27 protein-coding genes are annotated in these 25,075 nt (G+C 41.2%); 17 read left to right on the top strand and 10 right to left on the bottom strand.

Annotation, left to right across the window (positions count from 1 at the left end):
- Nucleotides 1–6: 6 nt before the first annotated feature.
- Complete coding sequence (locus ACZ449_RS12405) at nt 7–480, bottom strand: 2-thiouracil desulfurase family protein (RefSeq protein ID WP_464261312.1); 474 nt, start codon at nt 478–480, stop codon at nt 7–9.
- Between the two features lie 46 nt (nt 481–526).
- Here ACZ449_RS12405 and ACZ449_RS12400 point away from each other — a divergent pair, with 46 nt between their 5' ends.
- From ACZ449_RS12400 to ACZ449_RS12390, 3 genes are all read left to right on the top strand, one after another.
- Nucleotides 527–916 (top strand): secondary thiamine-phosphate synthase enzyme YjbQ, encoded by a 390-nt coding sequence (locus ACZ449_RS12400; RefSeq protein ID WP_464261311.1) that lies wholly within the window; start codon nt 527–529, stop codon nt 914–916.
- Nucleotides 917–1,100: 184 nt separating this feature from the next.
- On the top strand, nt 1,101–1,325 hold the full coding sequence (locus ACZ449_RS12395; RefSeq protein WP_464261310.1) for a hypothetical protein: 225 nt from the start codon (nt 1,101–1,103) through the stop codon (nt 1,323–1,325).
- Between the two features lie 24 nt (nt 1,326–1,349).
- A complete protein-coding gene (locus ACZ449_RS12390; protein ID WP_464261309.1) occupies nt 1,350–1,898 on the top strand; it encodes a CBO0543 family protein in 549 nt (182 codons plus the stop codon).
- A 135-nt stretch (nt 1,899–2,033) separates the two neighbouring features.
- Here ACZ449_RS12390 and ACZ449_RS12385 read toward each other — a convergent pair whose 3' ends face one another.
- Nucleotides 2,034–3,044: a DUF3231 family protein gene (locus ACZ449_RS12385; protein ID WP_464261308.1), complete on the bottom strand. Its 1,011-nt coding sequence runs from the start codon at nt 3,042–3,044 to the stop codon at nt 2,034–2,036.
- Between the two features lie 624 nt (nt 3,045–3,668).
- Between ACZ449_RS12385 and ACZ449_RS12380 the strand changes: the two genes are divergently transcribed.
- From ACZ449_RS12380 to ACZ449_RS12325, 12 genes are all read left to right on the top strand, one after another.
- Nucleotides 3,669–4,511, top strand: a complete 843-nt coding sequence (locus ACZ449_RS12380; RefSeq protein ID WP_464261307.1) for a site-2 protease family protein — start codon at nt 3,669–3,671, stop codon at nt 4,509–4,511.
- A 278-nt stretch (nt 4,512–4,789) separates the two neighbouring features.
- Complete coding sequence (locus ACZ449_RS12375) at nt 4,790–7,441, top strand: DEAD/DEAH box helicase (protein ID WP_464261306.1); 2,652 nt, start codon at nt 4,790–4,792, stop codon at nt 7,439–7,441.
- Nucleotides 7,441–8,157: an SWIM zinc finger family protein gene (locus ACZ449_RS12370; protein WP_464261305.1), complete on the top strand. Its 717-nt coding sequence runs from the start codon at nt 7,441–7,443 to the stop codon at nt 8,155–8,157. The genes ACZ449_RS12375 and ACZ449_RS12370 overlap by 1 nt, the downstream gene beginning before the upstream one ends.
- Nucleotides 8,158–8,284: 127 nt before the next feature.
- Nucleotides 8,285–8,953 carry a nucleotidyltransferase domain-containing protein gene (locus ACZ449_RS12365; RefSeq protein ID WP_464261304.1) on the top strand — a complete coding sequence of 223 codons (669 nt, stop codon included), beginning with the start codon at nt 8,285–8,287 and terminating at the stop codon, nt 8,951–8,953.
- Between the two features lie 13 nt (nt 8,954–8,966).
- Nucleotides 8,967–9,551, top strand: coding sequence for a GrpB family protein (locus ACZ449_RS12360; RefSeq protein ID WP_464261303.1), 585 nt, complete (start codon nt 8,967–8,969; stop codon nt 9,549–9,551).
- Between the two features lie 794 nt (nt 9,552–10,345).
- Nucleotides 10,346–12,988, top strand: coding sequence for a glycine cleavage system aminomethyltransferase GcvT (gene gcvT, locus ACZ449_RS12355; protein WP_464261302.1), 2,643 nt, complete (start codon nt 10,346–10,348; stop codon nt 12,986–12,988).
- A gap of 24 nt (nt 12,989–13,012) precedes the next feature.
- Nucleotides 13,013–13,267, top strand: a complete 255-nt coding sequence (locus ACZ449_RS12350; RefSeq protein ID WP_464261301.1) for a TfoX/Sxy family protein — start codon at nt 13,013–13,015, stop codon at nt 13,265–13,267.
- Nucleotides 13,257–13,424 (top strand): DUF6144 family protein, encoded by a 168-nt coding sequence (locus tag ACZ449_RS12345; protein ID WP_464261866.1) that lies wholly within the window; start codon nt 13,257–13,259, stop codon nt 13,422–13,424. The genes ACZ449_RS12350 and ACZ449_RS12345 overlap by 11 nt, the downstream gene beginning before the upstream one ends.
- A gap of 123 nt (nt 13,425–13,547) precedes the next feature.
- Nucleotides 13,548–14,051 (top strand): AAA family ATPase, encoded by a 504-nt coding sequence (locus ACZ449_RS12340; protein ID WP_464261300.1) that lies wholly within the window; start codon nt 13,548–13,550, stop codon nt 14,049–14,051.
- Between the two features lie 127 nt (nt 14,052–14,178).
- Entirely contained in the window at nt 14,179–14,616 is a 438-nt protein-coding gene (locus ACZ449_RS12335) for a GNAT family N-acetyltransferase (RefSeq protein WP_464261299.1), read from the top strand.
- Nucleotides 14,617–14,647: 31 nt separating this feature from the next.
- A complete protein-coding gene (locus ACZ449_RS12330; protein WP_464261298.1) occupies nt 14,648–15,115 on the top strand; it encodes a GNAT family N-acetyltransferase in 468 nt (155 codons plus the stop codon).
- A gap of 185 nt (nt 15,116–15,300) precedes the next feature.
- The gene (locus ACZ449_RS12325) at nt 15,301–15,852 is read left to right on the top strand and encodes a flavodoxin family protein (RefSeq protein ID WP_464261297.1); all 552 of its coding nucleotides are present in this window, start codon (nt 15,301–15,303) and stop codon (nt 15,850–15,852) included.
- A 317-nt stretch (nt 15,853–16,169) separates the two neighbouring features.
- Here ACZ449_RS12325 and ACZ449_RS12320 read toward each other — a convergent pair whose 3' ends face one another.
- The 5 genes from ACZ449_RS12320 to ACZ449_RS12300 form a co-directional block, all read right to left on the bottom strand.
- Nucleotides 16,170–17,213, bottom strand: a complete 1,044-nt coding sequence (locus ACZ449_RS12320) for a sulfate/molybdate ABC transporter ATP-binding protein (protein ID WP_464261296.1) — start codon at nt 17,211–17,213, stop codon at nt 16,170–16,172.
- A 4-nt stretch (nt 17,214–17,217) separates the two neighbouring features.
- Nucleotides 17,218–17,895: a molybdate ABC transporter permease subunit gene (gene modB, locus ACZ449_RS12315; protein WP_464261295.1), complete on the bottom strand. Its 678-nt coding sequence runs from the start codon at nt 17,893–17,895 to the stop codon at nt 17,218–17,220.
- An 11-nt stretch (nt 17,896–17,906) separates the two neighbouring features.
- Nucleotides 17,907–18,710, bottom strand: a complete 804-nt coding sequence (gene modA / locus ACZ449_RS12310) for a molybdate ABC transporter substrate-binding protein (RefSeq protein ID WP_464261294.1) — start codon at nt 18,708–18,710, stop codon at nt 17,907–17,909.
- Between the two features lie 67 nt (nt 18,711–18,777).
- Nucleotides 18,778–19,791 (bottom strand): type I glyceraldehyde-3-phosphate dehydrogenase, encoded by a 1,014-nt coding sequence (locus ACZ449_RS12305; protein ID WP_464261293.1) that lies wholly within the window; start codon nt 19,789–19,791, stop codon nt 18,778–18,780.
- Between the two features lie 63 nt (nt 19,792–19,854).
- Entirely contained in the window at nt 19,855–20,901 is a 1,047-nt protein-coding gene (locus tag ACZ449_RS12300; protein ID WP_464261292.1) for an AbrB family transcriptional regulator, read from the bottom strand.
- Nucleotides 20,902–21,098: 197 nt separating this feature from the next.
- Between ACZ449_RS12300 and ACZ449_RS12295 the strand changes: the two genes are divergently transcribed.
- Together ACZ449_RS12295 and ACZ449_RS12290 are read left to right on the top strand one after the other, a co-directional pair.
- Nucleotides 21,099–22,037, top strand: a complete 939-nt coding sequence (locus tag ACZ449_RS12295; RefSeq protein ID WP_464261291.1) for a substrate-binding domain-containing protein — start codon at nt 21,099–21,101, stop codon at nt 22,035–22,037.
- Nucleotides 22,038–22,102: 65 nt separating this feature from the next.
- Nucleotides 22,103–23,236, top strand: coding sequence for a cysteine desulfurase family protein (locus ACZ449_RS12290; RefSeq protein WP_464261290.1), 1,134 nt, complete (start codon nt 22,103–22,105; stop codon nt 23,234–23,236).
- Between the two features lie 294 nt (nt 23,237–23,530).
- Here the strand turns inward: ACZ449_RS12290 and ACZ449_RS12285 are convergent, their stop codons facing one another.
- The 3 genes from ACZ449_RS12285 to ACZ449_RS12275 form a co-directional block, all read right to left on the bottom strand.
- On the bottom strand, nt 23,531–23,785 hold the full coding sequence (locus ACZ449_RS12285) for a hypothetical protein (protein ID WP_464261289.1): 255 nt from the start codon (nt 23,783–23,785) through the stop codon (nt 23,531–23,533).
- A 411-nt stretch (nt 23,786–24,196) separates the two neighbouring features.
- Nucleotides 24,197–24,664 (bottom strand): hypothetical protein, encoded by a 468-nt coding sequence (locus ACZ449_RS12280; RefSeq protein WP_464261288.1) that lies wholly within the window; start codon nt 24,662–24,664, stop codon nt 24,197–24,199.
- A complete protein-coding gene (locus ACZ449_RS12275; protein ID WP_464261287.1) occupies nt 24,652–24,990 on the bottom strand; it encodes a YtrH family sporulation protein in 339 nt (112 codons plus the stop codon). The genes ACZ449_RS12280 and ACZ449_RS12275 overlap by 13 nt, the downstream gene beginning before the upstream one ends.
- Between the last annotated feature and the right edge of the window lie 85 nt (nt 24,991–25,075).

The raw sequence follows: 25,075 nt of genomic DNA, 5'->3' as shown, positions 1-25,075 counted from the left end.
CTGGGGTTACTTGAGAAGTTCTTGCAGTAGCTCTGGTGTAATATCTTCTTCGGAATATAAAGGAATACCTAATTTATGCAGCATAGCCGCCGTTATCCCCATACCTGGTTTAGTTTGATGGCTAAAAGTACCATCGTAAATTTTGAGGCTCCCACATGATGGACTGCGTTGCTTTAGTATAGCCGCCGTAATGTTATATTTGTCTGCAAGCTGGGCACTTTTTTTGGCACCGCAAATAAAGAAGGCGGTAACATCCCTGCCATTTATGTCTAGAACCGCACTATGGCCATTAAGTACATCATCGCCAGAACCTGAAGTAATTTCTGCAGCGGGTCGAGGGGTAGGTAATCCACCCATTATCTCTGGGCAAAAAGCGATAAATTGAGTATGTTTAGCTTGCTCCATAAGCAACGTTATGTTGTTGGAGCCGCCGTCGTATCTTGTGCGATGGCCGAGAAGGCAAGCACTTACAAGTATCATATAGTCACATTCTTTCTTGAATTTTTAATAGTAAGAGGTGTACACAATGGAACAAATTTATTTGGATACTCCGAAGGAAGGTTTTATCGATATAACTGCTAAGGTCAAGGAAATGGTTAAGCGTAGTCAGATTCAGCAAGGAATTTGCCAAGTATTTGTTTCTCACACCACAGCGGGCGTAACGATCAATGAAAATGCCGACCCGGATGTGGTTACTGATATGTTGGCCGCGCTTAACGATATGATTCCCAAACTTCCATTTCGCCACATGGAGGGGAACTCTCCTGCTCATGTAAAAAGTACGTTGGTAGGTTGCTCCATTAGCGTTCCGGTTGCGGATAATAATTTGATATTGGGTACTTGGCAAGGAATCTATTTCTGTGAGTTTGATGGACCGCGCCGCCGCAATGTTGTGGTGCAGATTATAGGTGCATAATAAGACAGACGGAACTAATAATATAACGGAAGCGAGGTTAGTATATGATTGAAATACCCCAGGATTCTTTTCGTTTATATTTCCGTGTTTTGAAGGTCTCGTAAAACAAAGGCTATAGGTATATGTAATATGATTATTTTGCTTAAGCATAGGCATCAAACTGTTACAGGAGGATTCAACGTATATGCTGGAGTATCAGTATTATCCGAAGTGGCGGGATTTTATCTTTGTGTCGATTGTAACAGCGCTGGTGTTTTCTTTCGTTTTTGAGCCTATCCTTGAAGCGATTGGACTATATGTACTTATTTCCTGGAAGTTCTATTACGGCCTGCCAGTTTATATTGTATTGCCGATACTAATGAGATTGGCTGTGGAGAAAGTATTTTCCACAGCCAAGGAACCTGTATAATAAGACCAACACAAGGGGGACCACATGAACCGAGTTCCATCTTACGAAGAAGTACAGCAAATACAATCGGCAGCGGACGTCGCGGGGCGTCAGAACTGGTTCGGAGCAATCGTATTCACCTATCAGTGGTGGATACTGGTCGGGCTAACGATTATCCCTTATATCATTTGGTGGAAGTTTGTTGACAGGAAGAGGTTCTTTGAAATATTGACGTATGGCTTATTGGTATGCTTAGTAGCTGGATTACTTGATGCAATCGGTGTTGAAACTGACGCATGGGACTATAAATATGACCTTGTTCCTTTACTGGATGTATTTATCGTCTATGACGTGTCAGTGTTACCGGTCACCTATATGGCAGTATATCAGTACTGCCAGACATGGCGATCTTTTGCTATTGCAAGTATGATTGTAGCGTTCGTGTTTTCGTTCATTTCCGAGCCGCTGCTTATTTGGCTGGATATTTACCACCCTGCCTCATGGAAGCACATTTATTCGTTTCCCGGATATTTTATGCTGACTGTATTGCTACGCTGGGTGATGGATTTGCTGAAACGAAAGAGCTTAGCGTAAGCCGTTACATATGTTCATCTGTATATCTGAAATAACAAAGGGACAGAGTGCTATTTTTGAAACAACATTCTGTCCCTTTGTTATTTCAGGTGGATGAATTGGTAAATGCAAATCTAATAATATGGAAGTCCTTTTTTAGTGCAGAGATTGTAATTCCCGGTGACCAATTACCTTGGGCGCTTCCTCCATCCATTTGTTATCGATCAAAAGCTTCGCCCCGTCTGCCGCATACTGCCCAATTTCTGCAGCAAGCCGTAAATAAGTTGCCTGGAGGTCTTTCCGGCTTGCTGCAGCCGTGTTTATCCCACAAGCCGCAATTCCTCCTTGGTTCAAGAAGGCTACATGACTCAGCATAAGTTTGTCGGAATACGGGGCAGTAGTTGAGCTTGTTACACCCGAATCCCAAGGTGTCGGAACGGGAATATCTTCCTTGTGCAAAATAGCACTTAATATGTCGATATGCTTGTTGGCAATCTCTACACCCTGCCACATGTATTGCCGGACCACAGCTGACTCTGCCGTTTGGGCAAAACCTGTTAACAGAGATTTACCGATAATATTGTTCTGTATGTTCGTATTTAGCACACCGATTTCAAGTGCCAACAGGTTGCGCTCTCCAGCACTGAAAAATGACCCCATAAAGTCTTGCCCCTGAACAAACTCACTCCTCTTGTCCACAGCAATATATGGCGCGCGGATGTAAAGCCCCCTTTCTAATAAAAGTTTAGTCACCTTGTTATCCAAATCCAAAACGGCAATGGAAACATCTTGGTAAAAGTTGCGGACATCAGCGCGGATCACGCCTGCTAGCGCAAGGCCGTTAGCCACCATTCTGATATTGACTTTGGATTTAACATATTGTAAACGGAATATACTTGAGTATAAGGCTGGAGCAGCGAAATTGACATCAGAATCGGTGAAGCCAACCGGTATAGGCAACTCTTCCTTCTCAAATATTCGGCGCATTTCGGCAATGTTTTTTTCTAGAAAAGCTATGGTTTCTACTATTAATGCATGTACTTGTGCATCTTGCTCATGCGCGGCGTGCACATTCTCCACGCAGAGCGACATGGAGTCCACCTGATAATTATTCCATAGTATACCAATTTCCCCGGAAGTTAACGGGGTATTATGTTCCATCGCCATCTGTAACACTCCTTAAGCTTGAGTTAGAAACGGTCAGTTTTCTTTATTTGTAGGATAGCCTTTAACTGGCAATCATATTCTGTGCTGCATGCAACAGAAAGGCGATCAACTATGTAATCAAATACTTGCCCTTCCGCTGACAATTTTGTATTGAGGATAGATAAATCATTTGCTGCGTTAAGTCGCACACACAGTCCGCATCCAGCCGGCAACATCCATTACACCGGCTCCGCTGCTTGTTTTCAGAGGAACCCCATTGTATAATAGACATGTCGTCGTGGACAGCCTGGCTGTTACGTGTAGGTGCTGTTCACCTTTGCGCGTGCCTGGAAGTGCTCGAACACTTTCAGGTCACGGCGACTTTTTAATTTCCACCTAATTCAAATTAGAGCCTTTTTCAAGAAATTAGGCAATAGCAGAAGTGTAAACGAACGGACAGTTCTGCGAACTATTAACGATGCAAGCTATAAAACTGTGATGGCTGTTCCTTCAGATCGTTATTTAAAGTTCGTCGTTTCTAGTGACATGGAGCGAGTTATCACCCGTAACACTCGTAACAGCGAAAATTTTTGTTAAAATATGCACGAATTAGCAAGAGTATTGATAAAGAATTGAGGTAATGCTTTGAATAGAGAAGACGAAATGAAAGAGTTGCTGGATAATACTCCCCCGCCACCTTCGCGTAAGCCATGGTACAAGAGATTCGGGTTAGGCGGGGCGGTTACTGTTCTGCTGGCTATATTAAAATGGAAGACTATTCTGAGTTTTCTTCAGGGAATCTTTTTCTTGTTTAAGTTTAGTAAGTTTGGGCTTACAACAGTATCTATGTTTGCGATGATTGGTGTGTATGCTTGGTTTTACGGTATTTGGTGGGCGGTCGGTTTTGTCTCGCTTATTGCAGTCCACGAATATGGGCATATGTATGCTGCAAAACGGCAAAACATCCCTGTAACGGCTCCAGTCTTTATCCCTTTTTTAGGAGCGTTAATTGGTATTAAGGAACCCCCTAAGGATGCAGCAACTGAAAGTATTATTGCCTATGGTGGGCCGCTGTTTGGTTTTTTAGCAGCAGGTGTTGTTCATACAGCTGCTTATGTATTTCAGTCAACGCTGCTTTTCTCGCTGGCTTTTACTGGGTATCTCCTGACGTTATTTAACCTCATACCGGCTTCGCCGCTTGATGGCGGGCGGATTGCTAGTGCGGTATCTCCATATATTTGGTTTTTGGGAATTCCCTTGATTGGGCTTCTTATTTGGTTTAGCTTTAGCCCGATCTTAGTATTAGTTTTGTTGGCAGCTATTCATCGTGCATGGGAGTTCTGGAAGCATCGCAATGACTCCTATTATGACACTGATCCAGGGTTTCGACTAAAGATCGGGATTGCCTATCTAGCCTTGTTGTTGGCGAGTGGGGTGTTAACTTACGAAACGCATCTTATTGCAGAGGCGCTACAACCAAGGTTATAAGGAGTGATTAGCTTAATTTAACTAGCATGTATTCTTATACTGGTAGTCGGATTGGTTAAGGTTAAAGATATTTGTTTATAATTGCAGGATAAAGTCGAATAGGTAAAGAAAAATAACCATACTTACTTTTACAGTAAGTTATGGTTATTTTTACATGAAGTGCTATTATCGGACGGAATGAGTGGGTATATTATCTTGTTTTCACTGAGATTAAATGCAGTTTGATATAATAATAACAGGTTTATCTCCAAAATTTTTGAAAGAGGGGAACATTGCTGATGGCACGACCCAAAACACAAGAAACACAAGTATTGAACGCCTGTTTTTTGCCGAAGGACTTTGTTGTTGATGATCTGCCTATTCAACCGGCGGATGGGCTAAAAAAGTGGATAACGGCGTTTGAAGACGATAAATATAGCGCCCTGTTTCAGCTTGGCTTTAATAAAAAGGAGCCATGGTTTTCGCCTTCCCTCGAATATCTTCATCATCTTGCGGAATTGCTGCTGAAAAAGCTGAGCCAACAGCCCGAAATAGAGTTTAACCGGGATGCCGTTCAAGTGGATTTGACGGACGACGAGCTGTATAAACTCAAGGAAGAACTGCCCTTTGTCATTGGGATGGAATATGTAGACGACGACTGGATTCAAGCGGTGTGGAAATCACTCTTGGCTGTATTCAAACGGGAAATAAAAACATATGACGGGACCGTCGCACGATATTTTACCGATCATAATGCCAACATCAATGTGGCGGGCAGGGTGTTTTTTCATTTGGTCGAGAATCAAGCGGAGCAGCACCCATTTGCCTTTATGGCGACTTATTCGACAAAACCGGTCAAAAGCAAGCGGGCAATTCATACCCCACTGAAAAATGCGTTAAAAGAATTCGACGGGGATGCAAGGAAATTGTTGTCGCTTATTTCGACGGTCATCAAGGCAGCCGAAAAGAGTGCTTTCATTTCAGAACTGCTAGAAAGCGGGGAACTGTTCTCGCCGCTTAAGCTTACAACCGAAGAGGCATATACTGTCTTAAAGGAGACGACATTATATGAAGAAGCCGGGATTCTGTGCAGAGTGCCTGATTGGTGGCGTAAAAGCAGCAACTCGATTCGAATGTCGATCACAGTGGGCGAAAAAGAACCGTCCAAAGTAGGGCTGAAGGCCATTATGGACTTTTTGCCAACGCTCACCGTAGGCGATGAAGTGCTCACCGAGCAGGAATTGAGGGCTTTTTTGACCATGGCGGAGGGAATGGTTCAATATAAAGGCAAATGGGTTGAAATAGACAAAAGAAAATTGGCAGCGGTTCTGCAAGCTTTTGAAAAGGCTAAAGAGCTGTCAAGCAACCAATCCTTGTCGCTTGGAGAGACCATGCGGCTGGAACTTAACCTAGGCAGGCTGCTGGATATTTCAGGTGATGAGCTTACTGTTTCGGTTACGAACGGACAATGGTTCAGAACCATGAAGGAAACCTTGACTCACCCCGCTGCCATGCAAAAAGTCGGCGTAGAGCCTTCGTTTCACGCGAACTTGCGCGCCTATCAGGAAACTGGGTATCACTGGCTAACCCAGATGTCGAAATTTGGTTTTGGCGCCTGTTTGGCGGATGACATGGGACTTGGTAAAACAGTGCAGATGATTGCCTTTTTGGAATACCAACGGATTCACAGCGGAGGGCAGGCACTGCTGATCCTGCCAGCGTCGCTCATCGGCAACTGGCAAAAGGAAATCGAAAAATTTGCGCCAAAGATGCCATATCAGATACTCCACAAAAGCGATTTAAAAAGTTCGGAAACCATTCAGCTCAGGGACGGAGCGTTTTTATACATTACCACCTATGGGATGGCAGTCCGCCTGGAAGCATTAAAAGACCGGCAATGGGATTGCCTTATTATCGATGAGGCGCAAGCCATAAAGAATCCTGGCAGCAAGCAGACCAAGGCAGTGAAGGCCATTCCCGCTAAAATGAGGATAGCCATGACGGGGACGCCGATTGAAAATAGATTGGGTGACCTGTGGTCGTTGTTTGATTTTTTGAATCAGGGATTGCTGGGAACAAGCAAAGAATTTACTGACTTTACAAAAAGGCTGGCAAAGCACGCGATCGGCTATACCAAGCTGCGCAAGATGATTCAGCCCTTCATGCTGCGCAGACTGAAAACCGATAAAAGCATTATTGCGGATTTGCCGGACAAACTGGAAATGAACGCCTACACCACCTTGTCCCAGAAGCAGATTGTCCTCTACAGGCAACTGCTCGGACAGATTGCGGAAAAACTGGAAGCAGCGGAAGGGATGGAGCGCAAGGGGCTGGTGCTGGCAAGCATCATGAAATTCAAGCAAATCTGCAATCATCCGGATCATTATTTGGGCCGGGAAGAATTTAAACCGGAGCATAGCGGAAAGTTTGAACAATTGCGTGAAATCTGTGAAACCATCCGTGAAAAAAGAGAACGGGTTCTCATTTTCACCCAGTTCCGGGAGATGACGGAGCCGATTTCAGAGTTTCTCCGGAGTATATTTGGCAAAGAGGGGTTCGTGCTTCATGGCGGTACCTCGGTGAAAAGAAGGAACGAGATGGTAGAACAGTTTAACGGCGAGCGTTATGTGCCGTATATGGTTCTGTCTCTCAAGGCCGGCGGTGTGGGCCTTAATCTCACGGCAGCCAACCATGTGATTCATTTTGACAGGTGGTGGAATCCGGCTGTTGAAAATCAGGCAACAGACCGAGCGTTTCGTATCGGCCAGACCAGGAATGTCATGGTACACAAATTTGTTACAACAGGCACGATCGAAGAAAAGATTGACGCCATTATCCAGGAAAAACAGAAATTATCGGGAGAACTCCTGGTCGCTGGTGGTGAGCAGTGGATTACAGAGTACAACAACGCAGAGTTGCTGAAGATATTTGCTTTGGGCGGTGATGCATAATGGGGTATTATGGATTTCCAGAGTATATATCCGTGGCGGAGAAAAGGGAAAAGGCGACCAAGGCTCTGGCGAAACTGAAGAAGAAAGATCCTGCTATCGAACCTGTAATCATTGAAGGCAGAACACTGGCTAAAAACTGGTGGGGAAAGGCATGGAACAAGAATCTTGAGAGTTATGCGGACTATGACAATCGAATCGGTCGGGGCAAAAGCTATGTGAGGAATCATGCCGTCCTGAATTTGAAGATATCCAAGGGCAAGGTAGAGGCCCTTGTGCAGGGCAGCGGTTCTAGGCCCTATGAGGTTGCGATTCGGATCGATGCTTTAAGTGGTGAGAAATGGGAACAGGTCACGGCCTTGTGCAATCATCGGATCGATTCGCTGGAACAATTGATTGAAGGAAAATTTCCCCAAGACCTGGAGGTTTTGTTCACCGAGAAGAAGTATGGATTGTTTCCGGCTCCGAAAGAAATCCATTTTGGCTGCAGTTGCCCTGACTCGGCCAGCATGTGCAAGCATGTCGCCGCGGTGCTGTACGGGATTGGGGCTAGATTGGATGTAAATCCCATGCTGTTTTTTGAGCTCAGGGCATTGGATGGGCAGGAACTGGTCAGAAAATCCATGGAACAGAAACTGGCCAGTATGATGAAAAACGTCGGCAAAAAAAGCAGGCGGGAAATTTCGGAGAAGGATATTGCCAATATATTTGGGCTGTAGAAAAAAATGAACCGCTGCAAAATGGGGGATGTGTAAATATGATTCAAATGCCAAACAAAGCGAGAACGTCGAAACAGAATTTGAGCCACTTTAGCACAAGGTTCCTTAATATCATATGAGGTGAGAAATGTCCTTCTTTATAGATGATTGGATAGATGAACTTGTAATAAAAATAAAAAATGAATATGGGGATAGGGTTACTTTTATCGGCTTGCAAGGAAGCTACAAACGAAAAGAAGCGAGTGATAGTAGTGATATAGATATTGTAGTTATCTTGAATGAACTAACTATGAAAGATTTGAAAAAATATCGAACTATAATTTCCCAAATGCCTTATAAGGAAAAAGCTTGCGGATTTATTTCCGGACAAAGTGAAATTTCAAGTTGGGAAAAATCTGATTTATTTCAATTCTATTATGATACGCAACCAATCTATGGCAGCATAGATTATTTGCTGCCGCTCATTAACAAAGAGGATGTTAAACGTGCTATAAAAATAGGTGCGTGCAATTTGTATCATGAGTGCTGCCATAATTTTATCTATGAAGAGAGTACCGAAATGTTATCGGCACTTTACAAATCGGCATTTTTTATTTTGCAAGCCAAATATTTTGATGAAACAAATCAATATATAAGCAGCAAGACAGATCTGGAAAAACATTTAAATGGGATAGATAAAGAGATACTGAATATTTGTATGGATAGAAAAAAGCTAACTGCAATGGATGGGACGGATTTAGTCTTATATTACGATAAAATCATCTCTTGGAGCAGTAACCTTTTACAAACCTACTGATAAGGTGGTAAACATGAAAAAAGACTTATCAGAGATGTCATTGAAAGAATTGTGGGAGTTGTTTCCCATTATCCTAAAAGAGCACAATCCCCAATATAAAGAATGGTATAAAATCGAAGAAAGACAACTTTTTAATTGGATAAACAATGAGTATATAAAACGTATCAACCATATCGGAAGCAGTGCGGTAGAAGGACTGCTTTCAAAGCCAACTGTGGATATTTTATTGGAAATAGGGAATAACTGCCAAAGTGCAACTCTAATTGAAATCCTGAAAACTAATGGCTGGATACTTATGTCAAGTAAGTGCGAGCCGGATTTGAGACTTGTCTTTAATAAAGGATATACACCAGATGGATTTGCTGAAAAAGTATATCATCTTCATATTAGGTATCTAGGCGATTGGGATGAATTATATTTTAGAGATTATCTAACAGATTATCCTGATGTCGCCGTCCAGTATGGAAACCTCAAACTGAAATTATGGAAAGAATACGAGCACAACAGAGATGGATACACAGAAGCAAAAACAGAGTTTATTAAGAGATATACGGAAAAAGCAAAATTTGAATATGTAGGTAGATACATACCTAAGTAATATCTTGATAAATGATTAGCATATAGGATAAAATAAAACCAAGTAGCCGAAAGGGAGTTTTTGGATGTTTGTTCGTTTCCTTGGATAACCAATTTGATATGGTTTAGTGTCCTTTTGCTAAAGTCCCGGCTTGTCGAGGACTGTTTGGGTTACCATAAACCAAAGGATACTCCAAGGATGAATATTTTATCGGCTACTTTGTGTAACATTATTAGCTATTCCGTAGGCGGATCGTCATCCGTTTACGGCTTTTTTATTGAAAATTAAAATGATAGGGTGGTAAAGACAATGTTTATGTTTGAAGACAAAGGGATGAGTTGGAGAAACGTTATAAGAATATGCAGCGGGAAGATGAGGATTACTGTGACCTGATCTATGAATGCCTTTATGAAGAGGATGTTGCAAGGTATAACGAACTATCAGAGATAGCATTAATCTCTCGCCTAATATTCTGAGGAAGGATTAAACTAGTTTTGACTTAGTGAAGAATTTTACACAGCACCACAAAATTTAGTTTATCTGGATAAAGGATTTTATTTATTAAAGGAGAATATTTTCACCATAATACACTCCAATATTTACCAGGTTTATCCGAGACTAACCCGCTCTATAGCTCTTACGAGCTATACCCAAAGGGCACAGGCGAGCGGCTAAGTCCCTGGATAAGAGCGACTAACCTTCAGGTGGAGTTAAAACCCCATCTGAAGCTAAGTCTACTTTATCGTGTTTGGGTATCGAAAAAACGCGGAGTTCATTGCCAGTTTTCTTCAGGAAAATTATGGGGGTTTGATAATATGACAGCGTTAAAAAAGACAGTACTTTATGACAATCACGTAAAATCAGGCGCAAAGATGGTGGATTTTGGCGGATGGGAAATGCCGATCAATTATAAATCGGGAATCATCGAGGAACATATTTATACTAGGAAAAAGGCCGGCATATTTGATGTTTCCCACATGGGACGATTCGTTATATCCGGTAGAGAAGCTGCAAAATTTCTACAATATGTTTTAACGAATAATGTTTTTGCCCTTGACCTTAAACAGGCGCAATATACCATGATTCCGAACGAGAATGGCGGAGCGGTGGATGATGCCTATCTTTACCGCTTTTATGAAGATGAGTATTTGCTTGTTGTAAATGCTGCCAACGCTGAGACGGATTGGGAACATTTACAACAAGAAATAGCGAAATTTGATGCAGGGATTACCAATAAGTCTAAAGAGATTGCAATGATTTCCGTACAGGGGCCAGACTCGAAGAACATCCTCAGTAAACTTACCGGCAGCGTTTATCTTACGGAACCGGTAAAGAACGCACTGGATATTCTAAAGTTTGACGATAGAGAAGTGCTTGTTGCCAGGACGGGTTATACCGGAGAGCCGTTAGGATTTGAATTGTTTATTAAAGCTTCTGAGGCAGCCGTAATTTGGGAAAGGTTGCTTGAGTATGGGGCTATGGCTATTGGCCTTGGCGCCAGAGATACACTGAGGCTTGAAGCCGGACTACCTCTGTATGGACATGAATTGGGCTTAGGTTTTGACGGCAGGGAAATCCCGATTTTCTCATGCCCTTTGGCTAAATTTGCCGTAAGCTTTGCTGCAGCCAAAGGCGATTATATCGGCAGAGAATCTTTGGCAAAACAATATGAAGGTTATAAAAAGATAATGGAAAGAGATTTTGCCAACATGGCGGATTTGGCCAGAATAGTAAAACCGATCGCATTGATTGATAAAGGTGTTGCCAGGGCAGGCTGCAAGGTTTTCAAAGGTGATAAGGAAATAGGTTGCATAACAAGTGCAACAATGGTGCCTTATTTAAAGACCGAAGGATATGGGCTTGAAAGCAAAATTACCGATGATAGAGCAACGAGAGCAATCGGTCTGGCCCTTCTTAATGGCGATGTAGAACTGAACGACAATGTGGAGGTAGAAATCAGAGGAAACAAGGTAAAGGCTGTTATCACTCCGTATCATCTGAAAAGCGATGCTCCTCCGTTTGCCAGACCGATTATTTATGGATTCGAAGTAGACTGTAACTTCGACAGTTCGGCAGATTACAAGACCAAAGCTTTGAATCTTATCGCAAGAAGTTGTCAGAACACCTTATGGAGACAGAAAGAAACCATTAACCTTATCCCCTCTGAGCAGACCCCTTCTTCCGCTGTCAGACTGTTGTCGGTGATGGATCCTTCTTTCCGGTATGCGGAGCACAAGAAAATGAAATCGTTCTATGACTACGATGTTTTTTACTATCAAGGTACCGGATTCATTGATGAGATCGAACATTTATTAATAGAAGAACTGAAAAAATACCTCAATTGTACTGAGGTAGAAACAAGAGTTGTCAGCGGTCAGATGGCAAACTCTGCAGTTTTTAGTGCGATTATGGATTTCAAAAACAGGGTAAATAGAAAAAAGGATGCTTCGCGTTTGGGCTATGTATTAAACAATCACATCATCAGGGGGGGACACTTGAGTGCTCAGCCTATGGGCGCTTTGCATGACTACATAGCCATTGATCCTGTCACCGAAAAAAACGCAGTTGTCAATTTTCCGGTACAAAAAGATAACAGTTTCAAAATCGATGTTGAGGAAACGAAAAAAGTCCTAGAGAAATATAAACCGGAGCTTATCATTTTCGGTAAGAGCATGGTATTGCATAAAGAACCGGTGAGGGAAATCCGGCAGTTTATCGATGAACAGAAAATCAATGCGGTTATCATGTATGACATGGCCCACGTACTTGGCCTGGTAGGAGATTACTTCCAGAATCCATTTGCTGAAGGTGCTGAAATTGTCACAGGTTCAACTCATAAGACCTTCTTCGGCACCCAAAGAGGAATCATTGCAGGCAATTACGACAAGGATGATTATAAATTCGGATTATGGGAAACTATCGAAACAAGGGCTTTTCCAGGAAGCGTAAGCAATCACCACCTGGGTACTATGCTTGGGCTGTTGATGGCAGCATATGAAATGAATAGTTTCAAAGATGAGTACCAGAAGAATATAATCCAAAATGCCAAGTATTTTGCAAAATGTCTTAAGAATGCCGGGCTGGATGTTGCCGGCGATCCTTTCATATCTTACACGGAAACTCATCAGGTAATTGTGAGGGTGGGATATGGCACAGGGCCGGAAATAGCAAACAGGCTCGAAAACAACAATATCATCGTCAACTATCAGGCTACGCCCGAAGAAGAAGGCTTCTCGGCTTCCGGTGCAATCAGGCTTGGTGTTTCTGAAATGACGAGATTCGGCTTCGGACACAAAGAGTTTGAACAGACGGCAGAATATATAGCGGACATCGTTCTAAAGAATAAAAACATCAAGGAAGAAGTTGCAAAACTTAGGGGTAATTTCACCGACATGAAATACTGTTTTACCGATGAGGATATTACGAAAAGCCTTGAAAATTTAATGTCCACTTTCTGAGGGAGAAAATTAGAGGGATAAGGTATGAGCGAATTATTAAAACTGCCCAATGTAGGCAAGGTGTTAGAAGAAAATCTGCGGGCTGTTGGCATTGAAACGACGGAGCAGCTATTGGAAATTGGCGCGAAGGAAGCGTTTCGCCGCGTCCGTCTCCAACGCGACCCCGGTGCCTGCCTGCATATGCTGTACGGAATACAGGGCGCTATCCTTGGTATTCCGGATAAACTTTTGCCTGCCGATATCAAACAGGAATTAAAAGCATTTTTCCATAGTCTATAAAAGAATATCATGGTGTCAATGTACTACCGGGTATAGTAAATTTCTTTTCGAAAAAGCCTTTGGCTGTGAAGTCATTGTAGAATTGTTAAAAAGTTTAAAAATGGGTGACGATATATGTCTTCAGGAGATCATTCCTCTTGATTCTATTTGGAAATAGGCGAATCAGCTTCTCTATTTCACAAACAAAGGGGGGGGCAAGCCTTTTCGCAAAACTCCGATTTTCGTGTATTAGTATCGTCTTTCTATCAAAACGCATGTTGAGTCAGTTGTGGTGATAAAAATGAAAAAGCTAATCGTTATCAATGGTACAATGGGGGTTGGTAAGAGCGCGGTATGTAGACAGCTACTTAAAATTTTGACGCCGGGTGTTTGGTTGGACGGCGACTGGTGTTGGAACATGAACCCGTTTGTCGTTACAGAAGAAAACAAAGAGATGGTGATGGATAACATCTGCTATTTGCTCAAATCATTTTTGAATAATACCGGGTACGAGTATGTAATTTTCTGCTGGGTGATCCATCAGGAGGACATTTTCGATCAATTATTGATGCGGCTGCAAGGTTTAGAATTTGAACTTCATAAGATATCACTGATATGCTCCGAGCAGGCGCTGACTGCTCGGTTGCAAAACGATGTGGAAGCAGATATCCGTAAACAGGATGTTATTGAAAGAAGCATACCTCGACTTGCTTTATACCGCGATATGGATACGCAAAAAATTGATGTGAGTAATATTACAGCGGAACAGGCGGCGAAAGAAATTAAACATCTTGTGCGTAACTGATTATGTACGTTTGGATGGAATAGCTTAGCTAAATATTATTTTGAATTTTACAGACGATTGATATTAGAAACTAAAATATGCACGGGTTTGTAGATAATGATTTATCAAACAAATTGGCGGTGTTACTATGAACATAGGATTTGCCCAAAGCCATGATATTGACAGTTGGCTAAAATTATTGAAACTCGTAAAGGACAATTTTCCGGGGCTGGATCTGGATGAATATAAAAAAGGGTTGTCAAAAAGGATACTCGAACAAGGCGCTTTAGTTGCAAAAGAAAGCGATACGGTGATTGGAGCCCTGCTGTTTTCCAGAGAATCAAAAGAACTTGAATTTCTTGCGGTTCACCGGCAGTACCGTAAGTTGGGCATAGCGACAGCTTTAATTGAGCATATGTTTACGCTTTTTCCCAAAGGCAGTCATTTTACTGTTGTAACTTACCGGGAAAATGATGAAAAGGGCAAAGCGGCACGGGAATTGTACGAAAAAATCGGTTTTGTGCCCCGCCGGCTTGTCACGGTTTTTGATTATCCATGTCAGGAATTTACCTATATCACAAAATAAGCAAATTGAGCTGAAGAAGGTTGAATATATTATGATTATGCCTATGACAATTGATCATGCCGCTCAAATATCTAATTGGACATATGAAAATGAATACTTGATATATAGCTTTCAACAGAATAACGATACTATTAATGAGCTAATGAACGGTGATTATTATATATGCCTTGACTTAAATGATAACCTATTAGGTTATTTTTGCGTTGGGAAATCAGCGCAAATTCCCACTGATGAAAAAGATACTTATATTCTTGAAATGCTTGATATTGGACTTGGTATGATACCAGCTCTATGTGGAAAAGGTGAAGGATACTCGTTTATGAAATCGGGTCTGGATTTTGCAAAAAATAAATTTAATACCAAACAATTCAGGTTAACAGTAGCAACATTTAATATACGGGCGATTCGTGTATATGAGAAAATTGGTTTCCGGTCTTCATCAATAGTTACTCACCGCAAAACCCAGAAAGTATTTCAGGTTATGACATGCGCAGTTTGAGCACGATGGGAAGCAAAGCGACGGTATCGGCCATTCAAAGCCCTTATTTATCTTAGTACGCAAGTCAAGACTCCCGCCTCTACAGGCGGCGTTAATTCAGGTGGAGTAGACTCTCCACCTGAATCCCCAATGTTTCAGCTATGCTGAAACGAGTTCACTAATTATTATATGATTCGAGGTGCGGCATGAATATTGTTGTGATTTTTGGTTCACAGCGTATGGGCGGTACGAACGGTGAAATTAAAAAAGTGCTGAAAGAGCTTAATACGGTTCATAAATTTGATTTTATCCATCTCGCAGAGAAAAAGGTCGAGGGCTGTACTTCCTGCCATAAATGTAGAGAGACCGGGCATTGCGTATTGCCTCCGTCACAAAACGACCATTTTCAGAAAGTATTCGATAAAATGGTCTCGGCGGACGCGGTTCTTATCATCGCGCCGGTATACGCCGGCATTCCATCCAGACTTACCGCCCTTTTTGAGCGTATGACAAGCGTTCTGTACGATACCGGCGTTATGAATACAGATAAAAATCCGTTGCTGAATAAAAAGGTTGGTATTTTCAGCTATTGTTCAAGTCAAATCTGTGACGACAGCGTGATGAAGCTGATTTTCGATAAGTTTGTAATGAAAAACTACCGTTTTGACGTCAGTACATACCGGTATCTCAATGACCATGACTTTCAAAAATACAGCGGCATAATTGACTACGTAAAAGATATTGCCGTCCGTTTGTAACTGTAGAGCAGATAAAGTTAGTGACGTGAGTCCAGTTGTCATAGGCTACTATAAACGAAATAAATCAGGGGTACTTATTAAGAGAACAATTATTTAGAAGATGAGATTAAAAAGGGACATGGGGACAGGCACCGTGCCCCGGTGTATTAGGCCTGCTGGTGGCGATAGTTAAGGCAATAACAGGGAGTGGGACAGTAAACCTGTCCCCTGTCCCACTTCAAATTCAATCAAGAAGCAAACAGAACAAATCTTGAGTATTTCTAGTATACATCAGGTTTTGTTCTTTTTTTACCCACTTTCTTATTTGACGCTTACGCTTAACCAATGAAAAATATTTTCTCAGGTGGAATATGTAAATATACTTTGTCTCTTATATTTTTTGCCAGGCAGTTCCACTTCATTTTATCCATATCTATGTAAATAAAGTGGTTATCACAGTTAACTGTGATTGAAATATAGAACGTTCCATCCATCACATCGACAAGCTGACAGTAAAATGTATTCAATTTTTGGGGGTCGTTATCGTAAAGGTGTAAATGATAACTATGAAAACCTACCGTTGTTTTTGAGTTAATTTGGACTTTAGTTTTAGAGTTTGACAATAGCGTTTTAATAGTATTATCCTGGAAGTTAGAACTTACATTAATCAAGTTTCGACAACCAACAACTTGTGCTACCTCCAACGTAGCGGGGCGTTCCGTTACTTCATGCTTATCACCCATCTGAACACTCTTACCATGAGCATAAACCAGAATGCGATTGCAGAGGCGATGGGCTTCTTCAATATTGTGAGTTACGAGTAAAACTGTTCCTGTAAAATTATTTCGAATGATTTCAAGTAGTTCATTTTCCAGGTGGCGTTTAATATGGTTATCCAGAGCAGAAAATGGTTCATCGAGTAACAAAAGGTCGGGGCGCGTAATAAGTGTACGCGCCAGCGACACTCGCTGCTGCTGGCCGCCGGACAACTGTGCTGGATAATGATTTTCGCGGTCTTTGAGACGAAAAATATGAAGTGTTTCTTGGACACGATCTGTTTTATCCCGCTTATTCAAACCTTGTAAACCGAAAGCGATGTTCTCCTTGACTGTAAGATGGGGGAAAAGGGCATAGTTCTGAAAAACGTAGCCGATGTTTCGTTGGCGTGGGAGTATATTAACCTTTTCCCTGGAATCAAAAAGCACACGATCATTAACCACAATTCTTCCTTCGTTTGGGGTTTCAATTCCAGCGATTGAACGCAATGTAATACTTTTGCCGCTACCGGAGGGACCAAGAACGCCAAGTATCTCATTATCCGCATGGAAATTAGCGTGCAATTTAAAATCACCTAAACTTTTTCGAATAGTTACGTCAAGCATACTATTATCTCCTAAGAACATTTTTGTCAAATTGATTGAGCAGGAACAGGATGGACAAAGCGACAATTGTCATGATCGCGACTAGCATATCAGTAAGCTCGGTGTTGCCTGCTAGAAGGGCATCATAAATGGCAATCGGCATCGTTGTTGTTTTGTTCGGGATATTACCAGCAACCATAAGCGTTGTGCCGAAATCTCCTAAAGCGCGGGCAAATGAGAGAATAATGCCTGACAATATACCACGCCACGCCAGCGGGAACAGAACTGTACGAAAAATATTAAAATCAGTTCGTCCTAAAAGGCGCGCTGCGTGAATTAAATCCTTGTCGATAGAGGTAAATGCCGTTCGGGCAGTCTTAATCATGAAGGGAATTGATACAATCATCGCTGCAATCGTAGCACCGATCGGAGTAAACACAATCATGACATTGAAGTTTTCTTCAAGAAAGCTGCCGATAAAACTTTGACGCCCCAACAATATCAAGAGATAATAACCAAGAACCGTTGGCGGTAGTACAATTGGCAATGTCAGAAGTGAGTCAGCTAGATCAGCTATTTTACTATTAGATTTACAAAGAAAATAGGCCATCGGAATACCGATGGCAATGCTTAGCAAGGTAGCGCTGAGCGCTACCTTTAGCGACAAGATAAGTGGAAATAGGTTCAGAGCAGATATATTCATGATGATTACACCTACATTTCACTTGGTAGAACAAACCCGTATTTCTTCATAATAACTCGGCCCTCAGGACCGTTCACGTATTGAATAAACTGGCGAGCCAATGCTTCGTTGGAAGTGCCTTTCACGACAGCCAAGGCCTGATCAAGAGGTTCGTGAAGGTTGTCGTCAATCAGAGAAAAATCAATGTCATCTCTTTTTGACAAGGAGAGAGCAATAATGCCGACCTCGGCATTGCCTGTCTGGACATGTTTTAATGTATCTTGAATATTATTGCCGTATACTAACTTAGCTTTAATTTTGTCCCACAGACCTGCTTTTTCTAAAGCTTGCTTTGCGGCAAGTCCATATGGTGCATGTTCGGGGTTGGCGATGGCAATTTTTTTGATATCAGGAGAAGTTAAATCAGTCAAATCTTTTACATTATAAGGCTTTCCTTTTAAAGTCGCAAAACCGATACGACCTCTAGCGTATAGTTGCTTGGTGTCGGAAACAATCTTACCCTTGGCATCTAAATCGTCCACATACTTGACATTGGCAGCGGCCAATAAATCAAAGGGAGCGCCATTTTCTATTTGGTGGACTGCCGTACCAGTAGAGCCGAAACTGAATTCAACCTTATTACCATTTTCTTTTTCAAAGTTTTGACCGATTTCTTTAAAGGCTACAGCAAGGTCAGCTGCTGCGGCTACTGTTAGCTTTTTCAGCGGTTGTGTTTCTGGCGGTTTTGAGATGGGTTGCTGAGAAGCACACCCCCAAAGCGTTAATGACACGGCAAAAAGCATTATGATTGTAAGTAAACGAGTTTTTTTCTGCATATTGATCTGATCAACTCCTGTATAAATTTTCGCTCCTCTGATAAAACGGATTGGATGGTATTAGTTATTAAAGTTTTGCAAAATACTTGGCCGTTTTAACCATTTGGCTTACATATGAGTTCTCATTGTCAAACCACGATGTTATTTGAACTTGATATGTATTCTCATTAATCTGACTAATCATCGTTTGCGTAGCGTCAAACAATGAGCCATAGGTAATTCCAACTATATCAGACGAGACGAGTTCTTCTTCCGTATAGCCGAATGAATCTGATGAGCATGCCTTCATGGCCGCATTGATACTTTCAACCGTTAGATCCTTTCCATTGACAACTGCGATAAGAATAATTAAACATCCTGCGGCCACAGGAACTCGTTGAGCTGAACCGCTGAGCTTTCCATCTAACTCCGGAATGACAAGTCCAATGGCTTTGGCAGCTTCTGCAGTGGTCGGGACTATGTTAACCGGTGCTGAACGCGATCTTCGCAAATTACCTTTTCTTTGTGGTCCATCAAGTATCATTTGGGTAGCTGTAAAAGCGTGAATTGTGGTTGAAATACCGCTTTGAATTGGCACATAGTCATTCAATGCCTTAGCTACTAATGCTAAGCAGTTTGTCGAGCACGAGGCAGCTGAAATGATCTTATCATCTGGGGTCAATAACTTCTCATTTATGCCGAATACAATGGTCGGCATGTCCTTTCCGGCCGGAGCGGAAATAACAACCTTACTTGCACCTGCATCAAGATGAGCCTGTGATTTAGCTTTAGACAAATAAGCGCCTGAACACTCCAGTACAACGTCCACGCGAAGCTGTCTCCAGGGAAGTTTTGAAGCATCTGCTTCTTTATAAACGTTTATCTTTCTTTTGCTAACATTGATATAGTCTTCGCCAGTTGCTACCTCGTCGGCAAGCCGATACTTTCCTTGCATTGAATCATGTTTTAGCAGATAGGCTAACAGGGTAGCATCGGCCAAATCGTTTATTGCTACTACTTCGTATTCATCTGAATTGAAAAATTGTCTAAATGCAAGACGCCCTACACGGCCAAACCCATTGATTGCAACTCTTATACTCATATCAAAAATCCTCCTTCAATTTTGTTTATATGTTAAGTAAACGAATTGCCAAAATGTATGCTTTTAAAAGAAGGTGCAAATCAAACTAATTATTTGCGGAAAAAATGTCATTACTACAACTGCGCGTATAATCTGCATAACAATGATATCTGTGTTTTGTACTCCTATATCTGAAGAAATTAGCGCCATATCAGAGGCACCTGCGGGAGTTGTAATCAACATCGCTTCTTTTCCGGTAAATCCATACAGTTTGCTTATAATTTTACCTGTAATAAAACAGTTCGCAATATAACCGATAACAATTATCAAAATGGGTAATAAAAGATGTCGCATATCCGAGATATTTACCATCGTAATGCTACTTCCGATATATGCGCCACTTAAAATCTGTGCCCCTTGTTTTGCCCAACGCGGCAGATAAGCGAAATCAAATATAAGTTTTAAAATTAAAACAGATATAATGGGAAAAACAAATGCGCCTGCAGGTATACCTGAGTATTTTCCGATAACCCCCATAATTACGGCGACAACCATTGTTACCGAAAAGGCTAGCCAAGATTTTGTGCTTGATTTTCCTCGTTTTGCGGTAAAAGTTTCCTTATCTACGTTTGCGATAAATTTCTTTCTGTTATGATAAGCTAAAATCATCGCTGGGAATATGCCAATCCCCAGCACTTGACGTACCATTTGCATGACCGCAACTTTCGGTGCATCGGCTCCCATGTCTGCTGCTATAATCGGTGTATCGCTGATTCCCCCAGGTACCGCTGACATTAACGATGTTACTAAATCTAAAGGGCTGATTAAATAAATAATTGTGCCTACAAATAAATTAAGTATTAAAAACGCAAATAACATAAGCGCAGTCGGTTTCGCAATGTAAGGAAGACGCTTTAAATCACTTTTCTCTACAGTACAACCAATGAACGCTCCTGCTATAATCAGGGCTAATGTTTTTGCTTCATTTGGCATATGAGCAACCCCAAACAATACATTTATCACCGCTACGCCAAGAACGGCACCAATCATAAGTCCTCCAGGGACTTTTATTTTATAAAATGCCAAACCTAAACTTCCCCCGGCCAAGAGAGTAAGTAATAAATTAACCATAACTCGTTCCTTTCTTGCTTGAAAATGTGCGAATCAATACGTAACTGCATATAAACGCGAAAAAGTAGTAATTTGTACGTGATTTCAAATAAATTATATCACTAAAAGGCACTTAGTCTAGTGATTAGTGGCAAAAACATACGAAATGATATATAATTACATTAAATCACACATAAATATAGAATGGACGGATATGAATGGATAATAATAAAGCACTGTCTACACAGCAAGTGGCAGATATTTTACATGTTAGTAAAAGTACAATCTATGATTTGATTAAAAGAGGTGAAATCACATCCTATAAAGTCGGACGTAAAGTTCGGTTCACACAAGAAGATGTAGATAACTATATTGCAAAATCAAGAAGTATGCAGGTATCATCAAGTAACAAGGAGCTTCTCCAAAGTGATTTATTGTTTGATTCGAATCAAAGCAGCAAAAACTTCATTATTTGTGGGCAAGATGTTATTTTAGATGTTTTGTCAAACTATTTGAGATTAAATGGAGTATCAGCACTGCGTGCGTATATTGGTAGCTATGACAGCCTAATCTCCTTGTATCAAGGGAAGGTTCAGGTTACTGCAGCGCATTTGTGGGATGGCGATACAGACCAGTACAATATTCCATATGTAAGGAGACTACTCCCTGGGATTCCGGCTGTCATTATCCATCTGACATGTAGAATGCAAGGATTCTATGTTGCAAAAGGAAATCCGAAAAACATTAACACGTGGAGTGATTTTGCGCGTGAGGACGTTACGATGATCAACCGAGAAAAAGGCGCAGGTTCCAGGGTGCTACTTGATGAGAATCTTAGACTTCTTGGAATTAGCGGCATGAAGATTAATGGCTATATCAACGAGACATCATCTCACTTGACAGTAGCCAGTGCAGTTAGTAGTGGTGAGGTGGATGTTGCTATCGGAAATGAAAAAATCGCAAAACAAGTGGATAATATTGAATTTATCCCTATAAAAAAAGAACGCTATCAGCTTATTATAAAAAAAGATGACCTCAATACACATGAGGTCATGACCATGCTAAGGATTATCCGTTCCGCCACATTCAAAAAAGAATTTGGCAACATTGGCGGATATGATATAACTGACATCGGGAAAATTGTAGCTGAAACATAATCGAATAATACACAATAGCAACAGTAGGTTGGCCGGAAAGTAACGAAATGAACGGAGGTAGGAAAGTGTCAGAGATATATTTGGACAATAGCGCAACCACTAGGCCATATCCGGAGGTAACGGAAAAGGTTGTGAACATGCTTACGGAAGTATACGGAAATCCATCGTCGCTACATCGTCTAGGGGCGAAAAGCAAGTTCGAAATGGAGAAAGCCCGCCGAAATATTGCTGATGCTCTTGAGGTAGCACCTGAAGAAATTTATTTTACTTCTGGCGGCACCGAGTCTGACAATCTAGCCATAATGGGTGCTTGTTTAGCTAATTCCAATCGTGGTAAACGAATAGTAACCACGGTAGCTGAGCATGCTGCCGTAACTAAAACGATACGAGATCTGAAAAAACAAGGCTGGGAGGTGGAGTATGTTTCAGCGCCAGGGGGCCAACTGGATATGGAAGCTATGGAAAGGGCCATTGATGAGCAAACCGTACTGGTAAGTGCGATGATGGTTAACAATGAGATAGGTTGCATTTTCCCCATAAATGAAATTAAAACAATAATTAAACGAAAACGCTCTCCGGCGTTGCTGCACTGTGATGCTGTGCAGGGGTTTGGGAAATTACCATTCACCGCTTCTAGCATTGGAGCCGATCTTATCAGTATCAGTGCGCATAAGATACATGGTGTCAAGGGTGCCGGCGCGCTTTATGTGAAAAAGGGCGTAAATATGTATACTATCATGTTCGGCGGCGGGCAGGAACGGGGTCTGCGTTCAGGGACGGAGAGTTCTCCGCTTATTGCTGCTTTCGGTGAAGCAGTACGGTTAACTTTTTCTAATCTGCGCAAAGATATACCGCATATGATCGGACTTCGAGATTATTGCATCCGGGCCATAACTGATAAACTACCTAGGGCGGTTATAAATTCAAATAAACAGGGTGCTCCCCATATCGTAAATTTTTCCTTGCCGGGAATAAAAAATGAAACGGTCCTGCATTATCTTGATGGTAAGGATATTTACATTTCCAGCGGAGCAGCATGTAAGTCCAATCATACCAGAGGCCCTTCCGTGCTGGAATCGCTCGGATTAAGTCGCGCTTTGGCCGACAGTGCACTACGGATCAGCTTTTCGCCCATGAATAGTAAAAGCGATATTGATGCACTCATTGAAGCCCTTGTCGAATACTGCCACAATAAATAGTAAAACCTTCGTGTAGTTGGTTATTCAACCCGACAAATTCCTGTACTTGACTTGATAATTCGTCTTGATTTAATTGATTTGAAACAATAATGAAGAGGTGCTAAAAAATATTCCATTTTAGTACCTCTTCATTTGTGCATTGGTTGACACGATAATTACTCATCACATCCACGTTTACTATCTCCTGTTTAGGATGATAATAAATCGGAAGCAAATATTAGATTTTTTGTCTCTATCCTACACACATGCTAAACAAAAAGATTCGTAAGTCTATCAATGGGTATGTCGGCTACTTTATACAATAGCAACGTCTTCTATGCCTTCTCTAGAAGCTGCAACTTTCTGCCTATCTTTTTCATCAATATGAGGATATATTTGCTCAAAATCATTTATGATGTTATTCCATAGGCGTTCATTTGCCTGGCTATTATTTTCTTTCAAAGGTTGATTATGAATGGCGCGACTTATATTGTCCAAACCAGTTGTATAGGATGCTTCTTGCGTTATAGCAATATTATCCTGATTATTACTCGTATTAATATTTCCCATAATGTGCCTCCCATCTTAGATTATTTGCTATATATATACTGGCCATAATTCGTTGCTATATACATTCAGTTTCACCCCAAATTTTAGCATGTATATTTGGGGGATATATGTATAAAAGGATACAAGGGGACGGTTTGTTTTGTTTCCTTACTATTGAGGATTGACCGTATTGATGATAAATGTTAGAAGGAGACAGGTTTACTGGAATTTTAGATAATAGCATATACTCGAAGCGGTTAATAATCCATTAATTAACCTTCAGGGTCACAAATTGCTCAGCAATAATACGGCAAGATAAAACACCGCAAAATAGTAACTGTGATCTTTATGGATATTGCTTGATGGGGAATCATGTTGATTTGCTATTGCATGAAGAAGCGGAAGGACTATCAAACTTTTCACTGTTCAGTATCATATTTGTTTTACTAAAATCCAAAGTTGAACTACTTCGGCAATGACAAGTCTATTCACATGTGCCTGGTATTCAATGTTTTGTAAGCGCAATATTCTATTATCGATCATTGCAATGACTAAGTCCCAATCAATTGTTTTTACTTCTTTCCCTAATAAAATATTACATCTATCTTTAAGAGCTTTTTCAAGACTAAGTCGTTCTAGGTAATCACCATCGAATTCTAGGCGAATGTTTATATCTTTTACGAGGTATCTTCTATGATTAATCACTTCTTCTAATTTTTGTAATCGGACTTCCCTGTCAGCAATGGCACTTTGTAAATGGTGAACTTGTTCATGAAATTCATCGATCTTATAGCTGACAATTAAGGTTATAAAAATAATACCTATCAGTATACCTAAAATAAATCCAGTTCCTAAAAATATTCCATAAATTCGCTGCCGTGATTTTTTTATTGGGTCCATAGTTGCCCACATCTTTTTATTAGAATCACCAAGCTTTGCCCAATGTTGGCACCGCATAGTGCTGCTATAATGTAAGTTAATTGTCTAATTATTGCTTTTAACTCACCTTTAAAAATCCCTTGTTCTAGTGCTTCGAAGGATGAAAATGTGCCTCCAAGACTTACGGCTACAGCCCAGATTTTAAGGGATATAGCTACATCAATCATTGTTTTTAGTGGTGGCTTATTGCACACTAACGCAGCAAGACTAGCGCAGCTGCTCGCTCCTGCTACTATACCAAAAGAGACCAGAAAATGATGAATTATATTGTGAATAAATTGTTCCAATTTCTCAACCCCTTTTTTAGTTCTCAATAATCATAGTAAAATATAGTTCAAGATATATATGCAGCAAACTTGATGTCCTAACACC

The sequence above is a fragment of the Desulfosporomusa polytropa genome, from assembly GCF_055380075.1.
This window is presented reverse-complemented; position numbering and strand designations above follow the sequence as displayed.